This window comes from Rothia sp. HMSC061E04, from assembly GCF_001813685.1.
Classification (GTDB): domain Bacteria; phylum Actinomycetota; class Actinomycetes; order Actinomycetales; family Micrococcaceae; genus Rothia; species Rothia mucilaginosa.
The window spans coordinates 21,118-41,381 of record NZ_KV813706.1; the positions used below are offsets into that span (position 1 = coordinate 21,118).

At 60.5% G+C, this 20,264-nt stretch carries 18 protein-coding genes; 17 read left to right on the plus strand and 1 reads right to left on the minus strand.

Annotated elements, in window-relative coordinates; translation table 11 throughout:
• Nucleotides 1-5: 5 nt before the first annotated feature.
• The 3 genes from aroB to nusB all read left to right on the plus strand — a co-directional run bounded on the left by aroB (nucleotide 6) and on the right by nusB (nucleotide 2,324).
• Nucleotides 6-1,136 carry a 3-dehydroquinate synthase gene (gene aroB, locus HMPREF2927_RS06960; RefSeq protein WP_070687234.1) on the plus strand — a complete coding sequence of 377 codons (1,131 nt, stop codon included), beginning with the start codon at nucleotides 6-8 and terminating at the stop codon, nucleotides 1,134-1,136.
• Between the two features lie 214 nt (nucleotides 1,137-1,350).
• On the plus strand, nucleotides 1,351-1,914 hold the full coding sequence (gene efp / locus HMPREF2927_RS06965; protein ID WP_005505932.1) for an elongation factor P: 564 nt from the start codon (nucleotides 1,351-1,353) through the stop codon (nucleotides 1,912-1,914).
• On the plus strand, nucleotides 1,914-2,324 hold the full coding sequence (gene nusB / locus HMPREF2927_RS06970) for a transcription antitermination factor NusB (RefSeq protein ID WP_070686705.1): 411 nt from the start codon (nucleotides 1,914-1,916) through the stop codon (nucleotides 2,322-2,324). Before efp ends, nusB begins: the two co-directional genes overlap by 1 nt.
• Nucleotides 2,325-2,684: 360 nt before the next feature.
• Here the strand turns inward: nusB and HMPREF2927_RS09145 are convergent, their stop codons facing one another.
• Nucleotides 2,685-3,500: a methyl coenzyme M reductase subunit gamma gene (locus HMPREF2927_RS09145; protein ID WP_199774553.1), complete on the minus strand. Its 816-nt coding sequence runs from the start codon at nucleotides 3,498-3,500 to the stop codon at nucleotides 2,685-2,687.
• A 229-nt stretch (nucleotides 3,501-3,729) separates the two neighbouring features.
• On the opposite strand from HMPREF2927_RS09145, the gene pyrR reads away from it, so the two are divergent.
• The 14 genes from pyrR to whiA all read left to right on the plus strand — a co-directional run bounded on the left by pyrR (nucleotide 3,730) and on the right by whiA (nucleotide 20,043).
• The gene (gene pyrR, locus HMPREF2927_RS06980) at nucleotides 3,730-4,398 is read left to right on the plus strand and encodes a bifunctional pyr operon transcriptional regulator/uracil phosphoribosyltransferase PyrR (RefSeq protein WP_246827381.1); all 669 of its coding nucleotides are present in this window, start codon (nucleotides 3,730-3,732) and stop codon (nucleotides 4,396-4,398) included.
• Complete coding sequence (locus HMPREF2927_RS06985) at nucleotides 4,395-5,396, plus strand: aspartate carbamoyltransferase catalytic subunit (RefSeq protein WP_049354673.1); 1,002 nt, start codon at nucleotides 4,395-4,397, stop codon at nucleotides 5,394-5,396. Before pyrR ends, HMPREF2927_RS06985 begins: the two co-directional genes overlap by 4 nt.
• Nucleotides 5,397-5,426: 30 nt before the next feature.
• Entirely contained in the window at nucleotides 5,427-6,728 is a 1,302-nt protein-coding gene (locus HMPREF2927_RS06990; protein WP_070686709.1) for a dihydroorotase, read from the plus strand.
• A 172-nt stretch (nucleotides 6,729-6,900) separates the two neighbouring features.
• Nucleotides 6,901-7,440 (plus strand): PH-like domain-containing protein, encoded by a 540-nt coding sequence (locus HMPREF2927_RS06995; RefSeq protein ID WP_070686711.1) that lies wholly within the window; start codon nucleotides 6,901-6,903, stop codon nucleotides 7,438-7,440.
• A 165-nt stretch (nucleotides 7,441-7,605) separates the two neighbouring features.
• Nucleotides 7,606-8,793, plus strand: a complete 1,188-nt coding sequence (gene carA, locus HMPREF2927_RS07000) for a glutamine-hydrolyzing carbamoyl-phosphate synthase small subunit (RefSeq protein ID WP_049337438.1) — start codon at nucleotides 7,606-7,608, stop codon at nucleotides 8,791-8,793.
• Entirely contained in the window at nucleotides 8,794-12,114 is a 3,321-nt protein-coding gene (gene carB, locus HMPREF2927_RS07005; protein WP_070686713.1) for a carbamoyl-phosphate synthase large subunit, read from the plus strand.
• Entirely contained in the window at nucleotides 12,114-12,989 is an 876-nt protein-coding gene (pyrF, locus tag HMPREF2927_RS07010) for an orotidine-5'-phosphate decarboxylase (RefSeq protein WP_070686715.1), read from the plus strand. The genes carB and pyrF overlap by 1 nt, the downstream gene beginning before the upstream one ends.
• Before the next feature lie 404 nt (nucleotides 12,990-13,393).
• Nucleotides 13,394-13,774 carry an integration host factor, actinobacterial type gene (mihF, locus tag HMPREF2927_RS07015; RefSeq protein WP_005505949.1) on the plus strand — a complete coding sequence of 127 codons (381 nt, stop codon included), beginning with the start codon at nucleotides 13,394-13,396 and terminating at the stop codon, nucleotides 13,772-13,774.
• 41 nt (nucleotides 13,775-13,815) lie between these two features.
• Nucleotides 13,816-14,373 carry a guanylate kinase gene (gene gmk, locus HMPREF2927_RS07020; RefSeq protein WP_005505951.1) on the plus strand — a complete coding sequence of 186 codons (558 nt, stop codon included), beginning with the start codon at nucleotides 13,816-13,818 and terminating at the stop codon, nucleotides 14,371-14,373.
• 267 nt (nucleotides 14,374-14,640) lie between these two features.
• Nucleotides 14,641-15,099: a DNA-directed RNA polymerase subunit omega gene (gene rpoZ, locus HMPREF2927_RS07025; RefSeq protein ID WP_005508713.1), complete on the plus strand. Its 459-nt coding sequence runs from the start codon at nucleotides 14,641-14,643 to the stop codon at nucleotides 15,097-15,099.
• A gap of 31 nt (nucleotides 15,100-15,130) precedes the next feature.
• Nucleotides 15,131-16,555 carry a bifunctional phosphopantothenoylcysteine decarboxylase/phosphopantothenate synthase gene (locus tag HMPREF2927_RS07030; protein WP_070686717.1) on the plus strand — a complete coding sequence of 475 codons (1,425 nt, stop codon included), beginning with the start codon at nucleotides 15,131-15,133 and terminating at the stop codon, nucleotides 16,553-16,555.
• 338 nt (nucleotides 16,556-16,893) lie between these two features.
• The gene (gene rapZ, locus HMPREF2927_RS07035) at nucleotides 16,894-17,808 is read left to right on the plus strand and encodes an RNase adapter RapZ (protein WP_070686719.1); all 915 of its coding nucleotides are present in this window, start codon (nucleotides 16,894-16,896) and stop codon (nucleotides 17,806-17,808) included.
• Nucleotides 17,809-17,916: 108 nt separating this feature from the next.
• Nucleotides 17,917-18,969, plus strand: a complete 1,053-nt coding sequence (gene yvcK / locus HMPREF2927_RS07040; RefSeq protein ID WP_070686721.1) for a gluconeogenesis factor YvcK family protein — start codon at nucleotides 17,917-17,919, stop codon at nucleotides 18,967-18,969.
• 108 nt (nucleotides 18,970-19,077) lie between these two features.
• Nucleotides 19,078-20,043, plus strand: a complete 966-nt coding sequence (gene whiA, locus HMPREF2927_RS07045) for a DNA-binding protein WhiA (RefSeq protein ID WP_049337427.1) — start codon at nucleotides 19,078-19,080, stop codon at nucleotides 20,041-20,043.
• Nucleotides 20,044-20,264: the final 221 nt, after the last annotated feature.

Genomic DNA, 20,264 nt, shown 5'->3' on the forward strand with positions numbered 1-20,264 from the left:
ACATGATGAGCACTCAGCCCACCCCCACTTTCGGTGCCTCCGGCGCGGAAGATATCACCCGCGTCCCGGTGACCGGCAGCTCCCCGCGTGAGAACTATGAGGTTCTTATCGGCCACAACCTGCTCGGTAAAATCCCCGAAATTCTGGGCAACCGCACCAAGAAGGTGCTCGTGATTCACCCGCGTGCCCTGCGTTCCACCGGTGAGCTGGTCATGGAAGACCTGCGCACCATGGGCTACGAATCGTTTAGCGCCGAAATTCCGGACGCTGAGGAGGCGAAGCACTACCAGGTGGCGGCATTCTGCTGGCAGGTGCTCGGTCAGAACGACTTCACCCGCACCGACGCGATCATCTCCGTGGGTGGCGGCGCCATTACCGACGTTGCCGGCTTCGTGGCGGCAACCTGGCTGCGCGGCGTGCGCGTCATCCACATTCCGACCACCCTGCTCGGCATGGTGGACGCTGCCGTGGGCGGTAAGACCGGCATCAACACCGCCGAAGGTAAGAACCTGGTCGGCGCGTTCTGGCCGCCCGCAGCGGTGCTCTGCGAGATCGGTACCCTGCGCACCCTGCCCGAGCATGAGCTGCTGACCGGCATGGGTGAGGTCGTCAAGTGCGGCTTCATCGCAGACCCCGAAATTCTCGACCTGATCGAGGCGAACCCCAACGCCGTACGCGACTCGCAGTCCGCCGTGATGCGTGAACTCATTGAACGCAGCGTGCGCGTGAAGGCGGAGGTCGTCTCCGAGGATCTGCGCGAATCCGGCCGCCGCGAAATCCTGAACTACGGCCACACTCTCGCCCACGCTATCGAACGCAACGAGCGTTATCAGTGGCGTCACGGCGCGGCAGTGTCCGTCGGCATGGTCTACGCCGCCGAACTGGCGCTGGCAACCGGCCACGCCGACGAAGAACTCGTGGCACGTACCCGCCGCATCCTCGAATCCCTGGGCTTGCCCACCTCCTACAAGGCAGACGCATGGCCCCAGCTGCTTGAAGCGATGCGCCGCGACAAGAAGGCACGCGGCAACCTGCTGCGCTTCATCATTCTTGACGGTTTGGCTCGCCCGCGCGTCTACGAGGTGCCGGACGACTCGATTCTGTACATGACCTACCAGGAGATTATCTCCGAGTAGTTGTGAGTCCCGTATATTCACCGGATGCACTCGGCGCGTGTTTGCTAATACGCGCCAGCCGGGCGGGGTGCTACAGAAAAACTGTGGCGACCCTGCTAGGCAAATTCGTGCGCATCCTGTAGAATGTACGGGACATATTTTTGCTCATTGAAAACTTAGCGCCTCGCCGGTGTATCACTACGGCGTGAGCGTCGATGACACGAAGGAGAGCCCCATGGCATCCACTACCGATATTAAGAACGGCGCCGTCCTGAAGATTGACGGCAACCTCTGGTCCGTCGTAGAGTTCCAGCACGTTAAGCCCGGCAAGGGTGGCGCATTCGTCCGCACCAAGCTGCGCAACGTTACCTCCGGCAAGGTCGTCGACCGTACCTTCAACGCTGGCGCTAAGATCGAAACCGCAACCGTTGACCGCTCCGACTACCAGTACCTGTACCAGGACGGCGACGACTACGTCTTCATGGACATGAAGACCTACGACCAGATTAACGTTCCCGCAACCGTTGTCGGCGACGCAGCAAACTACATGCTCGAGTCCCAGACCGCAACCATCGCAATGCACGAGGGTAGCCCCCTGTACATCGAGCTGCCCGCATCCGTGGTCCTCGAAATCACCTACACTGAGCCCGGCCTGCAGGGTGACCGCTCCACCGGCGGCACCAAGCCCGCAACCGTTGAGACCGGCTACGAGATTCAGGTTCCCCTGTTCCTGGAGACCGGCACCAAGGTCAAGGTTGACACCCGCACCGGTGAGTACCTCGGTCGCGTGAACGACTAATGAATTCGCGTACGAAAGCCCGATTGCGCGCCCTCGAAGTGCTCTTCGAGGCGGATCAGCGCAACCAAGATTATATTGAGGTACTCCGCCGCCGCCGACTGTACACGGTAGCGCAGATTTCTGCTTACTCTGAGGAAATCATTCGTGGCGTCCGCGACCACGACGAAGAGATCCGTGAGTTTGTGGAGACTTACGCTCGTGACTGGTCCTTCGAGCGTATGCCCGCCGTGGACCGTGCCGTGTTGCGTATTGGCACTTGGGAGCTTCTGTACAATGACGAAGTTCCGGATGCTGTCGCAATTTCTGAGGCTGTCGGTCTGGCGCGTGTGCTGTCCACGAATGAATCTCCGAAGTTCGTGAACGGTCTGTTGGATAAGCTCCGTCAGGTGAAGCCGACCCTGCTCGCGTAAGACGTCCCGCCGCGGCTTGCTGGCTTGTAGCTGGTTGGTTCGCTGTTTGAGGATGCGCCCGCAGGGAGCGTACGTGAAACCCCCGCCGTGCTGTAGTTCGCTACAGGACGGCGGGGGTTTTCTGTGTCTAGGTTGCGTTTGTCGTGTGCTCGGGTCTGGGATGCTGATCCGGATGCGCTCGCTGGGTTCGGTGGTACCGGCTGAGATACGTCGGGAGGTGCACCGGAGCCCGTGGGTAGGGGTAACATTCGAGGCTTCACCTGACAACGCGGGCGGGGGAGTGCCCCCTCTGCGGCGCTGAGCGCCTTGAGGACGGAGCCCCCGCCCCGCGTGCCCGGTATGCGCCTCGTGCAGTATCAGCTACTCGCTTTGAGCGGATGCGGTCGCCTCGCTCGTAGCGTCTGCTTCGTCTCCGCAACCGTTATGAAGGGTCTCAGACTTGATAACAACAAACGCATTATCTTCAGAACGGCGAACAACAAAGACCCTTCGCGTTAGCTGCGGGTCCTTAAATTTCTTACCCTCAGCAGAGCGAACGTTGCTCCAGTCTTCACAGAACGTGATGGTTGCGCCGGTGTTGTATGAGACAGAACCATCGTCGTTCATGGTTCCATAGGTGACTGGATCGATGTTATTGAAGGCAATTTCGCCCTTGATAGGACCTTGGTTCTCTTCTGTGAACTTTTGAATATTCTCCACATCTTCCTTTGTGTCTTCCAGGAAGTTTTTATGCACGTATCGGAGCAGCTCTTCATCGCTCGTGTGCTCCATGCTCCCATGCAACCATGCATTCCAAATACGTCGGTACTGTTCCAACGCATCGTATGCAGCCTTGAGGGTCGCATCTGCTGCTTCCTTCGACGGGTTATCCAAATCAACGTTCGCACGAATCAGCACGGGCTCATAACCCGTCGGAGTGGGTGAAGGAGTGGGAGTTGCAGAAGCTTCCGCGCTTGCCGATTCAGCGCTCGCGGAAGTGGAAGCACTAGATTCTGCGCTGACCTGCACGCCGCCGGAACATGCGACAGGATCAGCATCATTGCCGCAGAGAGCGCGGCAATAGAAGTACGGTTGAACATCATTGTTGGTTCTTTTCTGGTGTGTGGTTGTGTAAACCGCAGAATTATCCACGCAACAACGTGTGGAATTCAGTGGAATGTTATCGGTTGATGCCATTACCCTAACATATATCCACAGAGCACAAACCCCGGCTCACTATTTGTCCATGTTGTCGAGATCCTGCTTGTTGCAGCGCAGATAAGGGATGCGGTATGTGCCTCACCGCTGTCTCCCCCTCACCGTGAGCGGTCTCTCGCCGAACCTGAACGTAGCCTGTGAACTGTGGTACCCTACTAGAAGCACAAAACCTTTAAATCCGTCCCGTGAGGCGGGGAAGGAGACGGCTATGCCTGGGTCAACTGTACCCACATCCGGCGCGAATCAGGGGCGAAATCTAACCGCAGCCCTCTATTCGGCAACCCCTCAAAGCATCTCCGAGGAAGCGACCACCGTCGGCCGCACCATCCTCAGCGAGGACGAAATCCGCCGCGCCCTCACCCGCATCGCCTACGAAATTATTGAAACCAATAAAGGCGTAGAAAACCTCGTACTCATCGGCATCCGCTCCCGCGGCGTGCCCCTCGCCGTACGACTCGCAGCCCGCATCCAAGCCATCGAGCCGAACTTCAACGCAGAAACACGAATCGGCGCCCTGGACATCACCGCCTACCGCGACGACCAGCGAACCGGCGGCACCACCTCCCCAGATACCGCAGGGGAAAGCATCATGCCCACCATCGGCATTGAAGGCAAAACCGTAGTCCTCGTTGACGACGTCCTCTACTCCGGCCGCACTGTGCGCGCCGCCCTCGACGCACTCAACGCCCACGGACGACCCGCCCTCGTACGCCTGGCAGTCCTCGTAGACCGCGGACACCGGCAACTACCCATCCGCGCCGACCACGTGGGCAAAAACCTGCCCACCAGCGCCAGCGAAACCGTGCGCGTCGTACTGACTGAAACCGACAACGCAACAGACCGAGTTGACATTATCCAGCTGGGAGGGCTCTCATGAAGCATCTGCTCGACACCCGCGAACTAACCCGCGAAGAAGCCATCGAAATCCTTGACGTCGCCGACTACATGGCGCAGGTCAAAGCCGAAAACCGCACCCTCAACGTGCTCAACGGCAAGACCGTCGTCAACCTCTTCTTCGAGGACTCCACCCGAACCCGCCTCTCCTTCGAAGCCGCGGAGAAGCGCCTGGGTGCAGCCGTCACCAACTTCTCCGCATCTGGTTCCTCCCTGTCTAAGGGCGAGTCGCTCAAGGACACCGCGCAGACCCTCAAGGCGATTGCCGCGGATGCGTTCGTGATCCGCCATTCGGCATCCGGCGCACCGCAGCGTCTCGCCGAGGCAGGCTGGACCGACATCCCGGTACTCAACGCGGGCGACGGCACCCACGCACACCCCACCCAGGCACTGCTCGACGCCGTCTCCCTGCGCCAGTACAAGGCAGAACGCGACGGCCTCGACAGCCCCCGCGGCACCGACCTGTCCGGCATGCGCGTGCTGATCGTCGGCGACATCCTGCACTCGCGCGTGGCACGCTCCAACCTCTGGCTGCTGACCACCCTCGGCGCGCAGGTCGTCTTCGTCGCACCGCCAACCCTGCTGCCGCTGAACACCGCCTCCTGGGTTGAAGAAGCCGGCCTGGAAATTTTCCACGATTTCGATGAAGCCATCGCCACCAACCCCGATGCCGTCATGCTGCTGCGCATCCAGAAGGAACGCATGAACGCCGCGTACTTCCCCTCCGCAGAGGAGTACACCGACCTGTGGGGCCTGACCGCCGAACGCTTCGCAACCCTGCAGGCGCAGCCGCAGCCGGTCGCAATCCTGCACCCGGGCCCCATGAACCGCGGCCTGGAAATCTGCACCGAAGCCGCCGACGCCACCAACTCATGGGTCCTGCGCCAGGTCAGCAACGGCGTGGCGCTGCGCATGGCGGTGCTCTACCTGCTTCTGACCGACGGCTCCAGCGCCAAGCTCTACGCCGGCGACGAATCCTAAACGACCTTCCTAACGAGAGGAACCAACACCATGAGCAAGTACCTGATCAAGGGCGCAAGCCTCTATGGCGAAAAGGTCGCCGACATCCTCATCGAGGACGGCGTGATTAGCCTCATCGCAGAGAACATTGACGCCGCAGACGCGCAGGTCGTCGAGGCGGCAGGCCAGGTGGCGCTGCCCGGCCTGGTCGACATCCACACCCACCTGCGTCAGCCCGGCTACGAGGCATCCGAAACCGTCGAAACCGGCACCCGCGCAGCAGCCCTGGGCGGCTACACCGCAGTGTTCGCCATGGCAAACTCCATGCCCGTGGCAGACACCGCCGCAGTCGTTGAGCAGGTTGACCGCCTCGGCAAGGAATCCGCATGGTGCCGCGTGCAGCCCATCGGCGCAGTAACCGTGGGCCTGAAGGGCGAACGCCTCTCCGACATCGGCGGCATGGCGAACTCCACCGCGAACGTGCGCGTGTTCTCTGACGACGGCATGTGCGTGTACGACCCCGCAGTGATGCGCCGCGCCCTCGAATACGTCAAGACCTTCGACGGCGTTATTGCGCAGCACGCGCAGGAGCCGCGCCTGACCGAAGGTGCCCAGATGAACGAAGGTAAGGTATCCGCTGACCTGGGCCTGACCGGCTGGCCCGCTGTCGCTGAAGAGGCAATCATTGCCCGCGATGTGCTTCTGGCTGAGCACCTGGACTCCAAGCTGCACATCTGCCACCTGTCCACCAAGGGCTCCATTGAGGTTGTGCGCTGGGCTAAGTCCCGCGGCGTGAAGGTAACCGCGGAGGCGACCCCGCACCACCTGCTGCTTACCGACGAGACCGCACGCACCTACGACCCGATTTTCAAGGTGAACCCGCCGCTGCGTACCGAAGAGGACGTCATGGCGCTGCGTCAGGCTGTTGCTGACGGCATCATCGACGTGATCGGTACCGACCACGCACCGCACCCGGCAGAGACCAAGGAATGCGAGTGGGCGTGCGCCGCGAACGGTATGACCGGCCTGGAGCAGGCACTGTCCATCATCCAGATGACCTTGGTTGACACCGGCATGATTACCTGGCGCGATGTGGCACGCATCCTCTCTGAGGAGCCCGCGAAGATTGGTCGCCTGGACCACGAGCAGGGCCGCCCGCTTGCCGAAGGCGAACCGGCAAACATTGTGCTGGTCGACCCGAAGGTAACCCGCGTCATCAAGCCGGAGGAGCAGGCAACCAAGGGTAAGAACAACCCCTACCGCGACATGGAGGTGCCCGGCTCGATTCGTGCAACCTTCTACGCTGGCCACCCGACCGTGCTGAACGGCGAGCTGGCAACCCCGCGCCGCTAAATCCGCACACGTGCGTTCGTGCCGCTAATCTGCGAGGCGAACGCACGTGGTGACCGTGCCTGGCGGTGGTAGGTTTCGCGCCTGCCACCGCCTCGCCGGGAGCACCGCCCCCAACCTCACCAACCCAGGCCGAGATCATCGACCGAGACCCCAACCGAAAGAGAGAACCTTTGTGGGAAAGTTCCTGACCGCCGTCATCTGCATCGCCCTGGTCGCCCTGTGCATCTACGGCATGTGGCACGGATGGCGCTCGCGCCTGGCACGCCAGGCGAACATGTTCGGCTCCCTCAAGGAAGTGCCCGAACGCTACGAGGGCATGACCGCTGACGCCGCTTTCGAGGGCGAGTACGTCAGCACCACGATCTTCGGTAACTGGCTGGACCGCGTGGGCTTCGATTCGCTCGGTTTCAAGAGCAAGTCCACCCTGCTGATTTACCCGGACAGCATCATCTTCACCCGTAACGGAGCGAAGGACCTGTGGGTTCCGGCGAAGAAGCTCGCAGTCATCACCACCGACCGCGGTATGGCGGGTAAGGTTGTGGAGAAGAACGGCCTGGTCGTGATTGGTTGGACCCTGGACGGTCACCGTGTGCAGACCGGCTTCCGCACTCGCTATGCCGAGGACAAGCAGGCGGTACTGCAGGAGCTGCACCGCATCGCCCCGAACGCTGTGGATGCGCCCGAGAAGTGGGCGGCAGAACCGGAAGCCTAAATCCCGGCGCAATATCGCGGTGTAATATCCCTGCGCACCCACACCCATAGATTTTGCCTGAGGTCAGGCGAACACCCGCCGAAGGCACCATAGACTACCCCGGAACCTGCACGGTAGAGGCCGTACAGGAAGCGGGGGAGAACACCAGAGAAAAGGAAGAAGAGCATGACTGACATGACACGATCCGGCGCCCTGCGTACGGACCGCGCGCTGCTCGTCCTGGAGGACGGCACCGTCTACCGCGGCTACGGCTACGGCGCAACCGGCGCGTCCCTGGGCGAGGCGGTTTTCTCGACCGGCATGACCGGCTACCAGGAAACCCTGACCGACCCCTCCTACGCGGGTCAGATTGTGGTTCAGACCGCTCCCCATATCGGCAACACCGGCGTGAACACCACCGACGCTGAGTCCCGCAAGATTTGGGTTGCCGGCTACGTGGTTCGCGACGCAGCACGCGTGGCATCCAACTGGCGTTCTGAGCGCACCCTCGACGAAGAGCTCATCGAGCAGGGCATCGTCGGTATTCAGGGTATTGACACTCGCGCCCTGACCCGCCGCCTGCGTTCGAGCGGTTCGATGCGTGCGGGCGTGTTCTCCGGTGAGCACGCAGAACGCCCCGAAGCTGAACTGCTGGAGGAGGTGCGCGCCTCCGAACCGATGGCAGGCCGTAAGCTCGCTGACTCCGTTTCGGTTGACACCGCCTACACCGTTGAGCCGCACCAGTTCAACTGGTTCGCACCCCCGGTCGCAACCATCGTCGCTCTGGACCTGGGCATCAAGGCGATGACCCCGCAGCGTTTCGCTGAGCGTGGCGTGCGCGTGCACGTGCTGCCCGCAAGCGCAACCCTCGAGGACATCTACTCCCACAACCCCGACGGTGTGTTCTTCTCCAACGGCCCCGGTGACCCGGCAACCGCTGACGAGCAGGTTGAGCTGCTGCAGGGCGTGCTGCGTAAGGGCACCCCGTTCTTCGGTATCTGCTTCGGTAACCAGCTGCTTGGCCGTGCCCTGGGCTTCGGCACCTACAAGCTGCCTTTCGGCCACCGCGGCATCAACCAGCCGGTCATGGATAAGACCACCGGCAAGGTTGAAATCACCGCGCAGAACCACGGCTTCGCTGTGGACGCGCCGATTGGCGACTACGTGACCGCACCGAACGCTGAGTTCGGTCAGGTCATGGTCTCCCACGTGGGTCTGAACGACAACGTGGTTGAGGGCCTGACCTGTAAGGACATCCCCGCGTTCTCCGTGCAGTACCACCCCGAGGCTGCTGCGGGCCCGCACGATTCCGCCTACCTCTTTGACCGTTTCATCGACCTGATGGTCGCAACCAAGACTGCAAAGGAAGCATAAATGCCTCGTCGTACTGACCTTAATAGCGTCCTCGTCATCGGTTCCGGCCCCATCGTCATCGGTCAGGCAGCGGAATTCGACTACTCCGGCACTCAGTCGCTGCGCGTGCTGAAGGAGGAGGGCGTGCGCGTCATCCTCGTGAACTCGAACCCGGCAACCATCATGACCGACCCCGAGTTCGCAGACGCCACCTACATTGAACCCATCACCCCCGAGGTGATTGAGAAGATCATCGAGAAGGAAAAGCCGGACGCAATCCTGCCGACCCTGGGTGGTCAGACCGCACTGAACGCGGCTATCTCCCTGGATGAGCGCGGTGTGCTCGCCAAGTACAATGTTGAGCTGATCGGCGCGAACATTGAGGCGATTAACCTCGGTGAGGACCGTGAAGCATTCAAGGGCGTGGTGGAGCGCGCCGGCGGCGAGTCTGCACGCTCGGTGATTGTTCACTCCATGCCGGAGGCGCTGGAAGCAGCTAAGGAGCTGGGCTACCCGATGGTGGTCCGCCCCTCCTTCACCATGGGTGGTCTCGGCTCGGGTATGGCGTACAACGAGGAAGACCTCTACCGTATTGCCGGCGCCGGTATTCAGTACTCGCCGACCAGCGAGGTCCTGCTGGAGGAGTCCATCCTCGGCTGGAAGGAATACGAGCTGGAGATGATGCGTGACACCAACGACAACGTCGTGGTCGTCTGCTCCATCGAAAACTTCGACCCCGTGGGCGTGCACACCGGTGACTCCATCACCGTGGCACCCGCTCTGACCCTGACCGACCGTGAGTTCCAGAAGCTGCGCGACATCGCGATCAACGTGATTCGTGAGGTTGGCGTGGACACCGGTGGTTGTAACATCCAGTTCGCGATTGACCCGAAGACTGGCCGCATCATCGTCATTGAGATGAACCCGCGTGTGTCTCGTTCTTCGGCGCTCGCGTCGAAGGCTACCGGCTTCCCGATTGCGAAGATTGCAACCAAGCTGTCCCTGGGTTACACCCTGGATGAGATTCCGAACGATATCACCCAGAAGACCCCGGCATCCTTCGAGCCGACCCTCGACTACGTGGTTGTGAAGGTTCCGCGCTTTGCGTTTGAGAAGTTCCCGGCTGCTGACCCGACCCTGACCACCACTATGAAGAGTGTTGGCGAGGCTATGGCTCTGGGCCGTAACTTCACTGAGGCTCTGCAGAAGGCGATGCGTTCGCTGGAGCAGAAGGGTGCGTCCTTCTCGTTCAAGCCGCTGTCCCTGTCTGAGGGTGAGCTGGCTGAGCTGGTTGAGAAGACTAAGGTTGCGACCACTCAGCGTATTTACCAGGTTCAGCAGGCTCTGCTGGCTGGCGCTACCGTGGAGCAGCTACACGAGGCGACCAAGATTGACCCGTGGTTCCTGGATCAGCTGGTGCTGCTGAATGAGGTTGCTGGCGTGGTTCACGCTAAGCGTGACAACCTTGACCCGGAGACCTTGAAGCTGGCTAAGCGTCACGGTTTCTCGGACGCTCAGATTGCTGAGATTATCGGCTCTTCTGAGGATGTTGTACGCGGTGTTCGCCACGCTCTGGGTATCCGCCCGGTCTTCAAGACTGTTGACACCTGTGCTGCCGAGTTTGAGGCGTTCACTCCGTACCACTACTCCTCCTACGACCTGGAGGATGAGGTTGCGCACCACGAGAAGCCCTCGATTATGATTCTGGGTTCGGGCCCGAACCGTATCGGTCAGGGTATCGAGTTCGACTACTCCTGTGTGCACGCTTCGCTGGTGCTGCGTTCGCTCGGTTACGAGACTGTTATGGTCAACTGCAACCCCGAGACTGTTTCGACTGACTACGATATTTCGACTCGCCTGTACTTTGAGCCGCTCACCCTTGAGGATGTGCTTGAGATTGTTGAGTCGGAGCGTCGTACCGGCGGCCTGATGGGCGTGTTCGTGCAGCTGGGCGGTCAGACTCCGCTGAAGCTGGCTCGTGCCCTGAAGGATGCTGGCGTGCCGATTCTGGGCACCACCCCCGAGGCTATTGACCTGGCTGAGGACCGCGGCGAGTTCTCCCGCGTGCTGGAGGAGGGCGGCCTGATTTCGCCCAAGAACGGTACCGCGTTCACTTTCGAGGGTGCTAAGCGCATCGCTGACGAGATTGGTTACCCGGTTCTGGTTCGTCCTTCGTACGTGCTGGGCGGCCGTGGCATGGAGATCGTCTACGATGAGGCGAACCTGGCACGCTACCTGGAGAACGCTACCGAGGTTTCGCCCTCGCAGCCTGCTCTGATTGATAAGTTCCTTGAGGACGCTATCGAGATTGACGTTGACGCACTGTTTGACGGCGAGGAGCTGTACTTGGGTGGCGTCATGGAGCACATTGAGGAAGCCGGTATTCACTCGGGTGACTCTTCCTGTACTCTGCCTCCGATTACTCTCGGCCCGGACATCATCGCGAAGGTGAAGGACGCTACCGAGAAGATTGCTCGCGGCACCGGTGTGCGCGGCCTGATTAACATTCAGTTCGCGTACGTGTCTGAGAACCTGTACGTGATTGAGGCGAACCCGCGTGCGTCTCGTACTGTTCCGTTCGTGTCGAAGGCTACCGGCGTGCAGATGGCTAAGGCTGCTGTGCTGATTGGTCTGGGTAAGAGCATTGCGGAGCTGAAGGCTGAGGGCTACCTGCCGTCGAACATGGATGGCGCGTCCCTGCCCGAGGAGACCGCGATTGCTGTGAAGGCTGCGGTTCTGCCGTTCGCTCGTTTCCGCACTCCCGAGGGTGTGGTGGTCGATTCGCTGCTGAGCCCGGAGATGCGTTCGACCGGTGAGGTCATGGGTCTGGATAAGCACTATGACACCGCGTTCGCGAAGGCTCAGGCTGGTGCTGGTTCGCCGCTGCCGACCTCCGGTAAGGTGTTCATTTCGGTGGCTAACCACGATAAGCGTAACGTCATTATTTACGCGAAGATGCTGGAGTCGCTGGGCTTCGAGATTGTTTCGACCGGTGGTACCGCTGAGATTCTGCGCCGTAACGGCCTGAACTCGGTGATTGTGGCTTCGAAGTTCGCTGAGGCGAATGGCGACCACTCGATTGTGGACATGGTCCGCAACGGTGACATTGACCTGATTCTGAACACCCCTGCCGGTGGCGCTGCTCGTAGCGATGGTTACGAGATTCGTGCCGCTGCGGTTTCGGTGGGCTGCCCGGTCATGACCACTATTTCTGAGTTCGCTGCGGCTGTTCAGGCGATTAATGCTCTGCGTGAGCACAGCTGGGACATCATGAGCCTGCAGGAGCACGGCATTCAGCTGGCTGCCGCTGTGGATGCTCGTTCTGAGGGTGGCGAGGCGTAATGTCCGCCGCTTTTGGTGATCGCCTGGCGAAGGCGATGGCGGAGCGCGGCCCGCTGTGTGTGGGTATTGACCCGCATCCGAACCTGCTGGAGCAGTGGGGTCTTGAGGATTCCGCTGCCGGCCTGGCTGCTTTTACTGAGGCGGTCTATGAGGGTTGCGCCCCGTTTGCGGCGGCATTGAAGCCTCAGGTGGCGCTGTTTGAGCGTCACGGTTCGGCTGGTCTTGCTGTGCTGGAGGCGCTGTTCGCCCGCGCTGCCGCTGATGGTGTGCTGATTGTTGCTGACGCTAAGCGCGGCGATATCGGTTCGACCATGAAGGCGTACGCGGATGCGTGGCTCGGCTCGTCTTCGCCGCTGGGTACCGATTCGGTGACTTTGAGCCCGTACCTGGGTTTTGAGTCGCTACGTCCGGCGCTGGATTTGGCTGATGAGAATGACCGCGGCACTTTCGTGCTGGCGTTGACCTCGAACCCCGAAGGTAAGAGCGTTCAGCACGTGGGTGCGTCGGAGTCTGGTCATTCCGGCGAGGCTGGGGGCGCTGTGGCTAAGCGTATTATCGCTGCGGCTACCGCTGAGAATGCTTCCCGCCAGTGGGAGCAGATGGGCCCGTGCGGCCTGGTGGTTGGCGCGACTGTTGGTCAGGCGCTGGTCGATTTGGGGATTGACCTGAGCGTGTTCAACGGCCCGATTCTGTCGCCGGGTTACGGCGCTCAGGGTGCCTCGGCCGCTGATTTGTACCGCGTGTTTGCGGGCGTTGAGTCGCAGGTGTTGGTGAATTCCAGCCGTGGCGTGCTTGCTGCTGGCCCGTCGGTTGAGGGTTTGGCGCAGGCTGCGCAGGCGGCTCGTGATGACCTGTTGGCGGCTCGCGGCGCATAGTTCGCGTGTTGTGTGAGGGGCGTGTGCTCCGTGTGGATTCTGTTGAGGGTCTGCTCGGGGTGCGCGCCCCTTTTTGCGTACCCCTTGTGCCTGTTTTATCGCATTTTTTCGGTACATCCGCATGCATAATTTTTCCCCCGCCCGCTCGCGCCGATGCGAGTTTGCTCACCTCTGTAGTGGGGGAGTGCGCCTGCTCTTTGAGGCGCGTGCGTGGCTCCACTTTTGATAGGGCGAATACTCCGCTATGCTATAGGGGTACTCCCTGATATTTACGTGCTGACGTGCGTAGACGCATTGTTGGTGCGAGGGTGAGTGCCGCGGGTGGAACGAGGATCCTTGCGCTATCCGTGTTACATTGGTTGATAAGTAAAATTCTATAACTCGCAGAAATGGGGGACCCAACCATGCCGCTGACTCCGCTAACTGAGGATGCGCGCGCCTCCGCCCGCGAGAAGGCAGTACTTGCCCGAGCACACCGCCAGGAAATTAAGCGTGCACTGAGTGACCGTGAACTTTCTGTGCGTCAGGTGCTTGATATGGTCGATTCCGACCCTGCACTGGCTAAAATGCCGGTGGGGCAGATGCTGCGCGCACTTCCGGGCATTGGTGCCGTTCGAGCTGAACGCATCATTGAAGAACTTCATATTGCACCGACTCGCCGCCTTGGCGGCCTTGGTGTACACCAGCGTCGCAAGATGGTGGAGTACTTCAACCGTAATTCGCGGTATTTGAACCGTGCACGTCGCAGGACTAATACTCTGCCTCCTGAATCTTCTCAGTCCTAATACCTCGTGCCTTCAGCTGATGAAGGCGCAGTAAGGAAGCTATGTCTCAGCCGACTCTCACCGTACTGGCTGGCCCCACTGCTGTTGGCAAGGGTACGGTGTGCCAGTACATTCGTGAGAACTACCCGAACGTGTGGTTCTCTGTTTCCGCTACCACTCGTGATCCTCGCCCCGGTGAGGTTGACGGTACTCACTACTATTTCGTTTCGATGGAAGAGTTTGACCAGATGATTGCTGACGGTCAGATGCTTGAGTACGCTGTGGTACACGGTAAGAACAAGTACGGTACTCCGCGCGCTAAGGTCCAGGAGGCCCTGGATGCTGGCCGCCCGGTGATTCTTGAGATTGATCTGCAGGGTGCTCGCCAGATTCGCGAGACCATGCCTGACGCTCGCCTGATTTTCTTGGCTCCTCCGAGTTGGGATGAGCTGGTGTCGCGTCTGGTGGGTCGAGGTACCGAGAGTGAGCAGGAGCAGGCTCGTCGCCTTGAAACCGCGAAGGTTGAGTTGGCTGCTGAGAAGGAATTTGACGTCACGGTCGTCAACGACTCTGTTGAGCGTGCGGCGAAGGAGATTGCTGAGCTGATTGGCGCCGCCTAATCTGCATGCTTTGCGTTTGCGGTGGGGCTAGAGTTTCTTCCGACCTGTAGTTCTGCCGTGAGGCGTTGTGAAGGGTGGGGGTTTCGAAGAGTTTTCTTCGGGCCCCCACCTTTTTGTATGGGCTGGTACGTGCGTTTTAGCCGTTGAGAGGGTAGAATAGTTCTTTAGTTTTGACCGTGCCCTCAGTGTGCCCGGTTTGCGCCATAGCGCGAACGGTGTACGGGGGTGTTCGGTACGTACATTCCATCAAGCTATTTGGAGTTTTTAGTGGCAAACGAAATCAAGGAACACGAGGACTACAACTTCGTTGACGGTGTCGCTCCCGAGGGCATCGTGAGCCCCAGCGCTGACGCGCTGATTGAGAAGGCGGAGTCCAAGTACGGCCTGGTGATTTTCGGTGCCCGCCGTGCACGCCAGATTAACGCGTACTACGCTAACCTGCAGGACAATACTGCTGCGCACGTTGGCCCGCTGGTTGACGCTGAGTCGAACGAGAAGTCCCTGTCGGTGGCAATGCGTGAAATCATTGCTGACCGTGTTGTGGCGGAGCACCGCCCGGACGCTAAGTTCGATGAGGACGGCTACCCCGTTCCCGAGGATCTGTCCGCTGTGATTGATTTCAGCGCGGCTGAGTTCTCTGGCGCTATCGAGGAGGAGTACATCCCCGCAGGTAGCGAAGAGGTTATTGCTATCGAAGAGGTTATCCTCGACGAGTCCGCTGAGTAATCTGCTTTTTACAAGGATTCTTTGACGTACCATGCGCATTATCGTTGGTATTGGAGGGGGCATTGCTGCGTATAAGGCGGCGATGCTCCTTCGCCTTTTTGCGAAGAATGGCGACGAGGTGATCGCCATGCCCACCCCGAACGCGACGAAGTTCGTGGGTGTTCCCACTCTGGAGGCGCTGAGCGGCAACCCCGTCTCAACGGACGTGTTTGACCGCGTGCCGGAGGTAAACCACGTGCGTCAGGCTGAGCAGGCTGACGCTGTGGTGATTGCCCCGGCGACCGCTGATTTGCTGGCTCGTTTGGCGGCTGGTTGTGCGGATGATTTGCTGTCCTCTACGGTGTTGACGACGCACGCGCCGGTGATTTTGGCGCCGGCGATGCACACCCAGATGTGGGAGCATCCGGCGACTCAGGCGAATGTGCAGACTCTGCGTTCGTGGGGTTATCACGTGATTGAGCCTGCGATTGGGCGTTTGACGGGCCCGGATTCTGGTCCGGGTCGCATGCCTGAGCCGGAGGATATTTTCGCGGTGGCTCAGGATGTGATTGCTCGCTTCCCGAAGGGGCAGGTGCACCCGGTGTACACGCCCGGTTACGCGCCGACTGAGCCCCTGTACACGGGCACGGAGCAGGAGCGTATGGCGGCAGCGCGTCAGGCGACGCTGACCTCAGCGCTGCTGGGCCAGGTTGATGCAGGTCAGGGTGAACTCAGCCAGGCAACTGGCGCATCCGAATCGCTGCGTGGTCCTCTGGCAGGTCGCCTCGTGGTCATTACCGCTGGCGGCACCCGTGAGGCGCTGGACCCGGTACGCTTCCTCGGTAACCGTTCGACCGGCAAGCAGGGTGTAGCGCTCGCAGAGGCGGCACGCGACTTGGGCGCGACCGTGCACCTGATTGGCGCGAACCTTGAGGTTCCCGCGCCGGAGGGTGTGCAGGTGACCCGCGTGGTGAGCGCCCTGGAGCTGCGTGAGGCGACCCTTGAGGCGAGCGCGGCGGCAGATGTGCTGATCATGTCTGCGGCGGTGGCTGATTTTAGGCCCGCCGAGTTTGCCGAGTTCAAGATTAAGAAGAGCGCCGATTCTGAGGATGCGCCGGTGATTCAGCTGGTGCGTAACCCGGATATTCTGCGTGAGGTCGTGGTGCGCCGCCAGCAGGCTCGTGAGGCGGGGGAGAGCGCCCTCGGTCCGAAGCTCATTGTTGGTTTTGCGGCGGAGACCGGTTCGGCGGAGAAGACTCCGTTGGAGCTGGGTCGTGAGAAGCTACAGCGTAAGGGCACGGACTTCTTGGCGGTCAATACGGTGGGTGTGAATCGTGGTTTCGGTACGGACGATAACACGATTACGCTGCTGTCGACTCTGGTTGATGAGGCGCCGGTGTTCTCCGGTTCGAAGAAGGAGCTGTCGGTGCATCTGCTGGAGCATGTGGCGGCTTTCCTGCCTGAGCTTTCTGCCTGAGTTTTTACATAAGGCAACCTGGCGTATCCGCGTAGAGTTTCGGAGCGTTTATAGTGTGGAGCCCGTGCGGTACTTCCTGTGGGAGGTATCGTGCGGGCTTTGCTGTACCCTCCGTAGCTCTGCCGCCCGCCTCCTTCTGTAGCCCACTCGGGGAGCATTATATGCAAGCACTTGTGATGCGGGTTTCTTTCTTCTGGGGTTCCTTCCGAGGTTCCGCCGGGGGAGCGTCTCATATTTCTGTCATAGTGGTGAAATTTCTGACCGTACCCCTGAACCGTCAGATAAAGGTCTTGTATCATGGCATAGAGAGTATTTCGCGTTGAAGGGGAAGAAGCACCATGCCCGAGAATCAGAGCAAGCCCGCCGCGGTACAGTCCGCCCAGAGTGAGGAGCGCCCTCAGATTCTGGTGATCACCGGTATTTCCGGTGCCGGCCGCAGCACCGTCGCAAATGTACTGGAGGATGAGGGCTGGTACGTTATCGATAACATTCCGCCGCAGATGCTCGGTTCCCTGGCTGAGCTGGTGACCCGTGACGGTGCGCGAGTTCCGAAGGTGGCGCTCGGCATTGACGTTCGCGCCCGCGCACTGTTCTCCGATCTTCCCGCTGCGATTGAGACTTTGCGCAAGTCCGATATTGACTTCTCCATGCTCTTCCTTGATGCCAAGGACGAGACCATTATTGCCCGCTACGAGGCTCAGCGCCGCCCGCACCCGCTGCAGGGTGAGGGTCGCGTCCTCGACGGTATCCGCGCTGAACGCACTCTCTTCGAAGGTCTGCGCCTCGCTTCTGACCGCACCATTGACACCACCGGCATGAATGTTCACGAGCTGGCTCGTACCGTGCGTGAAATGTTTGCTGAGGGTGCGGATAAGAAGCTGAATCTGACCGTGATGAGCTTCGGCTTCAAGTACGGTGCGCCTTCGGACGCTAACTACATGGCTGATATGCGTTTCATCCCGAACCCGCACTGGGTTCCGGAGCTGCGCCCCCTGACCGGTCAGGACGCCCCGGTGCGCGACTACGTGCTCGAGCACGCCGGCACCGAGGAGTTCATCAGTAACTACCTTGCGGCTCTTCGCCCCGTGCTTGAGGGCTACCGCCGTGAGGGTAAGTACTACGCCACCATCGCAATTGGCTGCACCGGTGGTAAGCACCGTTCCGTGGCTGTGACGGAAGAACTAGCTCGTCGTCTCTCTGCTTTCGGTGAGCTGAACGTGAATGTTCAGCACCGCGACAAGGGCCGCGAGTAAGTTCCGCCCGGCGCGTCCCAACCACCGCGTCGTGTTTCATTAGCCGCCGTCCAGCCCCGCACCCGTGGGGCCGGCATACCATTCCTTCCGGGTATGTGAGGTATTACTATGTCCACCCATTCGACCAGTTATGACACTCAGGGTATTCCGCGCCTGCCGGCTCTGCCGACTCAGGCGTTGCGCCTGTTGAAGACCACGCACCGTTCGCCGAAGGTCACGGCGATGGGCGGCGGCCACGGGCTGTACGGTTCCCTGTCTGCGCTTCGCCACGTCACGCCTGATTTGACGGCTGTTGTGACGGTTGCTGACGACGGCGGCTCGTCGGGTCGTTTGCGTGAGGAGATGGGTATTCTCCCTCCGGGAGATTTGCGTATGGCGCTTTCTGCGCTGTGTGATGACACCGATTGGGGTCGCACGTGGCGTGATGTGATGCAGCATCGTTTTAGCGCGCCCGAGGGTTACGAGGGTGATTTCCCGCTGGATTACCATGCTCTCGGTAACCTGCTGATTGCGACTCTCTGGCAGCTGCTGGATGACCCGGTTGCGGGTCTGGACTGGGCGGGTGCCCTGCTGAATGCGCGCGGCCGCGTGTTGCCGATGGCGCTGGATCCGATGGTCATTTACGGCACCGTGCTGCGTGAGCATAACGGTGGCGGTATTGAGCGTGTGAAGGTGGTCGGCCAGGTGAACCTCTCGAAGGAGGAGCGGGTTCACGATATTGGTCTATCTCCCGCAAATGCGCGTCCTTGCCCGGAGGCGCTCTCCGTTATTGAGGAATCCGACTGGATTGTTTTGGGCCCGGGTTCGTGGCGTACGTCGGTTCTGCCACATCTGCTGCTGGACGCTCAGCGTGAGGCGATTATCCGCACGGAGGCGCGCCGCTGCGTGGTCATGAACCTCTCCGACGATAAGGAGACGGTCGGCTTCACCCCGGCAACGCACCTGGATTTGTTGCGCCAGTACGCCCCGAAGCTTCACCTTGACGCGGTGATTGCTGACGCTGACATGCAGGCTGATCACCGTTCCGAGCTGGAGCGTGAGGCTTCTGCGATGGGTGCGAAGGTTGTGTGGGCGCATCTGCGTTCGAGCTCCCAGCGGAATGTGCACGACCCGCTGAAGCTTGCGGCTGCATATAACGAAGCGTTTGAGCTGAGCTCTTAGGTTTACTGGCTTGGGTTTGCTGCTCAAGTGTGTTGCTTGAGCTGGCTGTTATGTGCGCCCTTTTTCCTGATTTTTAGACTTAAACACTACGCCCAGAAGGACCTGTTCATGGCATTAACCACGCTCGTCAAGGACGAACTCGCCAACTACGAGGCAACGAAAGTCTCTGCTCGTAAGGCAGAAATCTCTACGATTCTGCGTTTTACCGGAGGCCTGCACATTGTCTCGGGGCGAATCGTGGTGGAGTCTGAGGTCGACCACGAGGCAACCGCCCACCGCATGCGCCGCACCATCGCGGAGATTTACGGTCACGATTCTGAGCTGACTAGCGTCAGCGGTGGCGGTCTGCGTCGAGGCGGCAGGTACATCGTGCGTGTGGATCACGGCGGTGAGGCGCTGGCTCGCCAGACCGGTCTGCTGGATTTGCGTGGCCGCCCGGTGCGTGGCCTGCCGCCGGCCGTGGTGAACGGCTCTCTGCAGGATGCTGAGGCGGTCATGCGCGGTGCGTTCTTGGCGCACGGTTCGCTGACTGAGCCGGGTCGTTCCTCCTCCCTGGAGATTACTTGCCCCGGTCCGGAGGCTGCGCTTGCGCTGGTGGGTGCGGCTCGTCGTCTGGACATTATTGCGAAGGCACGCGAGGTGCGCGGCACCGACCGTGTGGTGGTGCGTGACGGCGAGACCATTTCGCACCTGCTGGAGCGTATGGGCGCGACCGGCACTCTGACCACGTGGCGTGAGGCGCGCACCCGCAAAGAGGTTCGTGCGACCGCGAACCGTCTTGCGAATTTTGATGACGCGAACCTGCGCCGTAGCGCTCAGGCTGCTGTTGCGGCGAGCGCCCGCGTGGAGCGTGCCCTGCAGATTCTGGGTCATGAGGCGCCGGATCATCTGCGCTATGCCGGTGAGCTGCGTGTGTTGCATAAGCATGCGTCGTTGGATGAGCTGGGTCGTCTGGCTGATCCGCCGATGACGAAGGACGCGATTGCGGGCCGTATTCGTCGCCTGCTGGTGATGGCTGATAAGCGTGCTTCGGAGCTGGGTGTTCCGGGTACTGAGTTGCCGCGCGAGGACTAAGCGAAGGCTAGATTCTGCTCTTAAACGGCGCGGGTAGCTCGTGTGGCCGAGGTGTTTGTGACGGTTTTATGACAAACCAAGCCCCTCCGTTTTTGAACAAAAACCGCATATTTTTCAAAAATGAGCCTGTGGATGGCCCCTTTCGCACTGTGCGAGGGGAGTTATCCACAGGTTCTTTGCGTGCGCTCGTGCGTTCGCGCGCGTGAGCCTAGGGTAGGGGT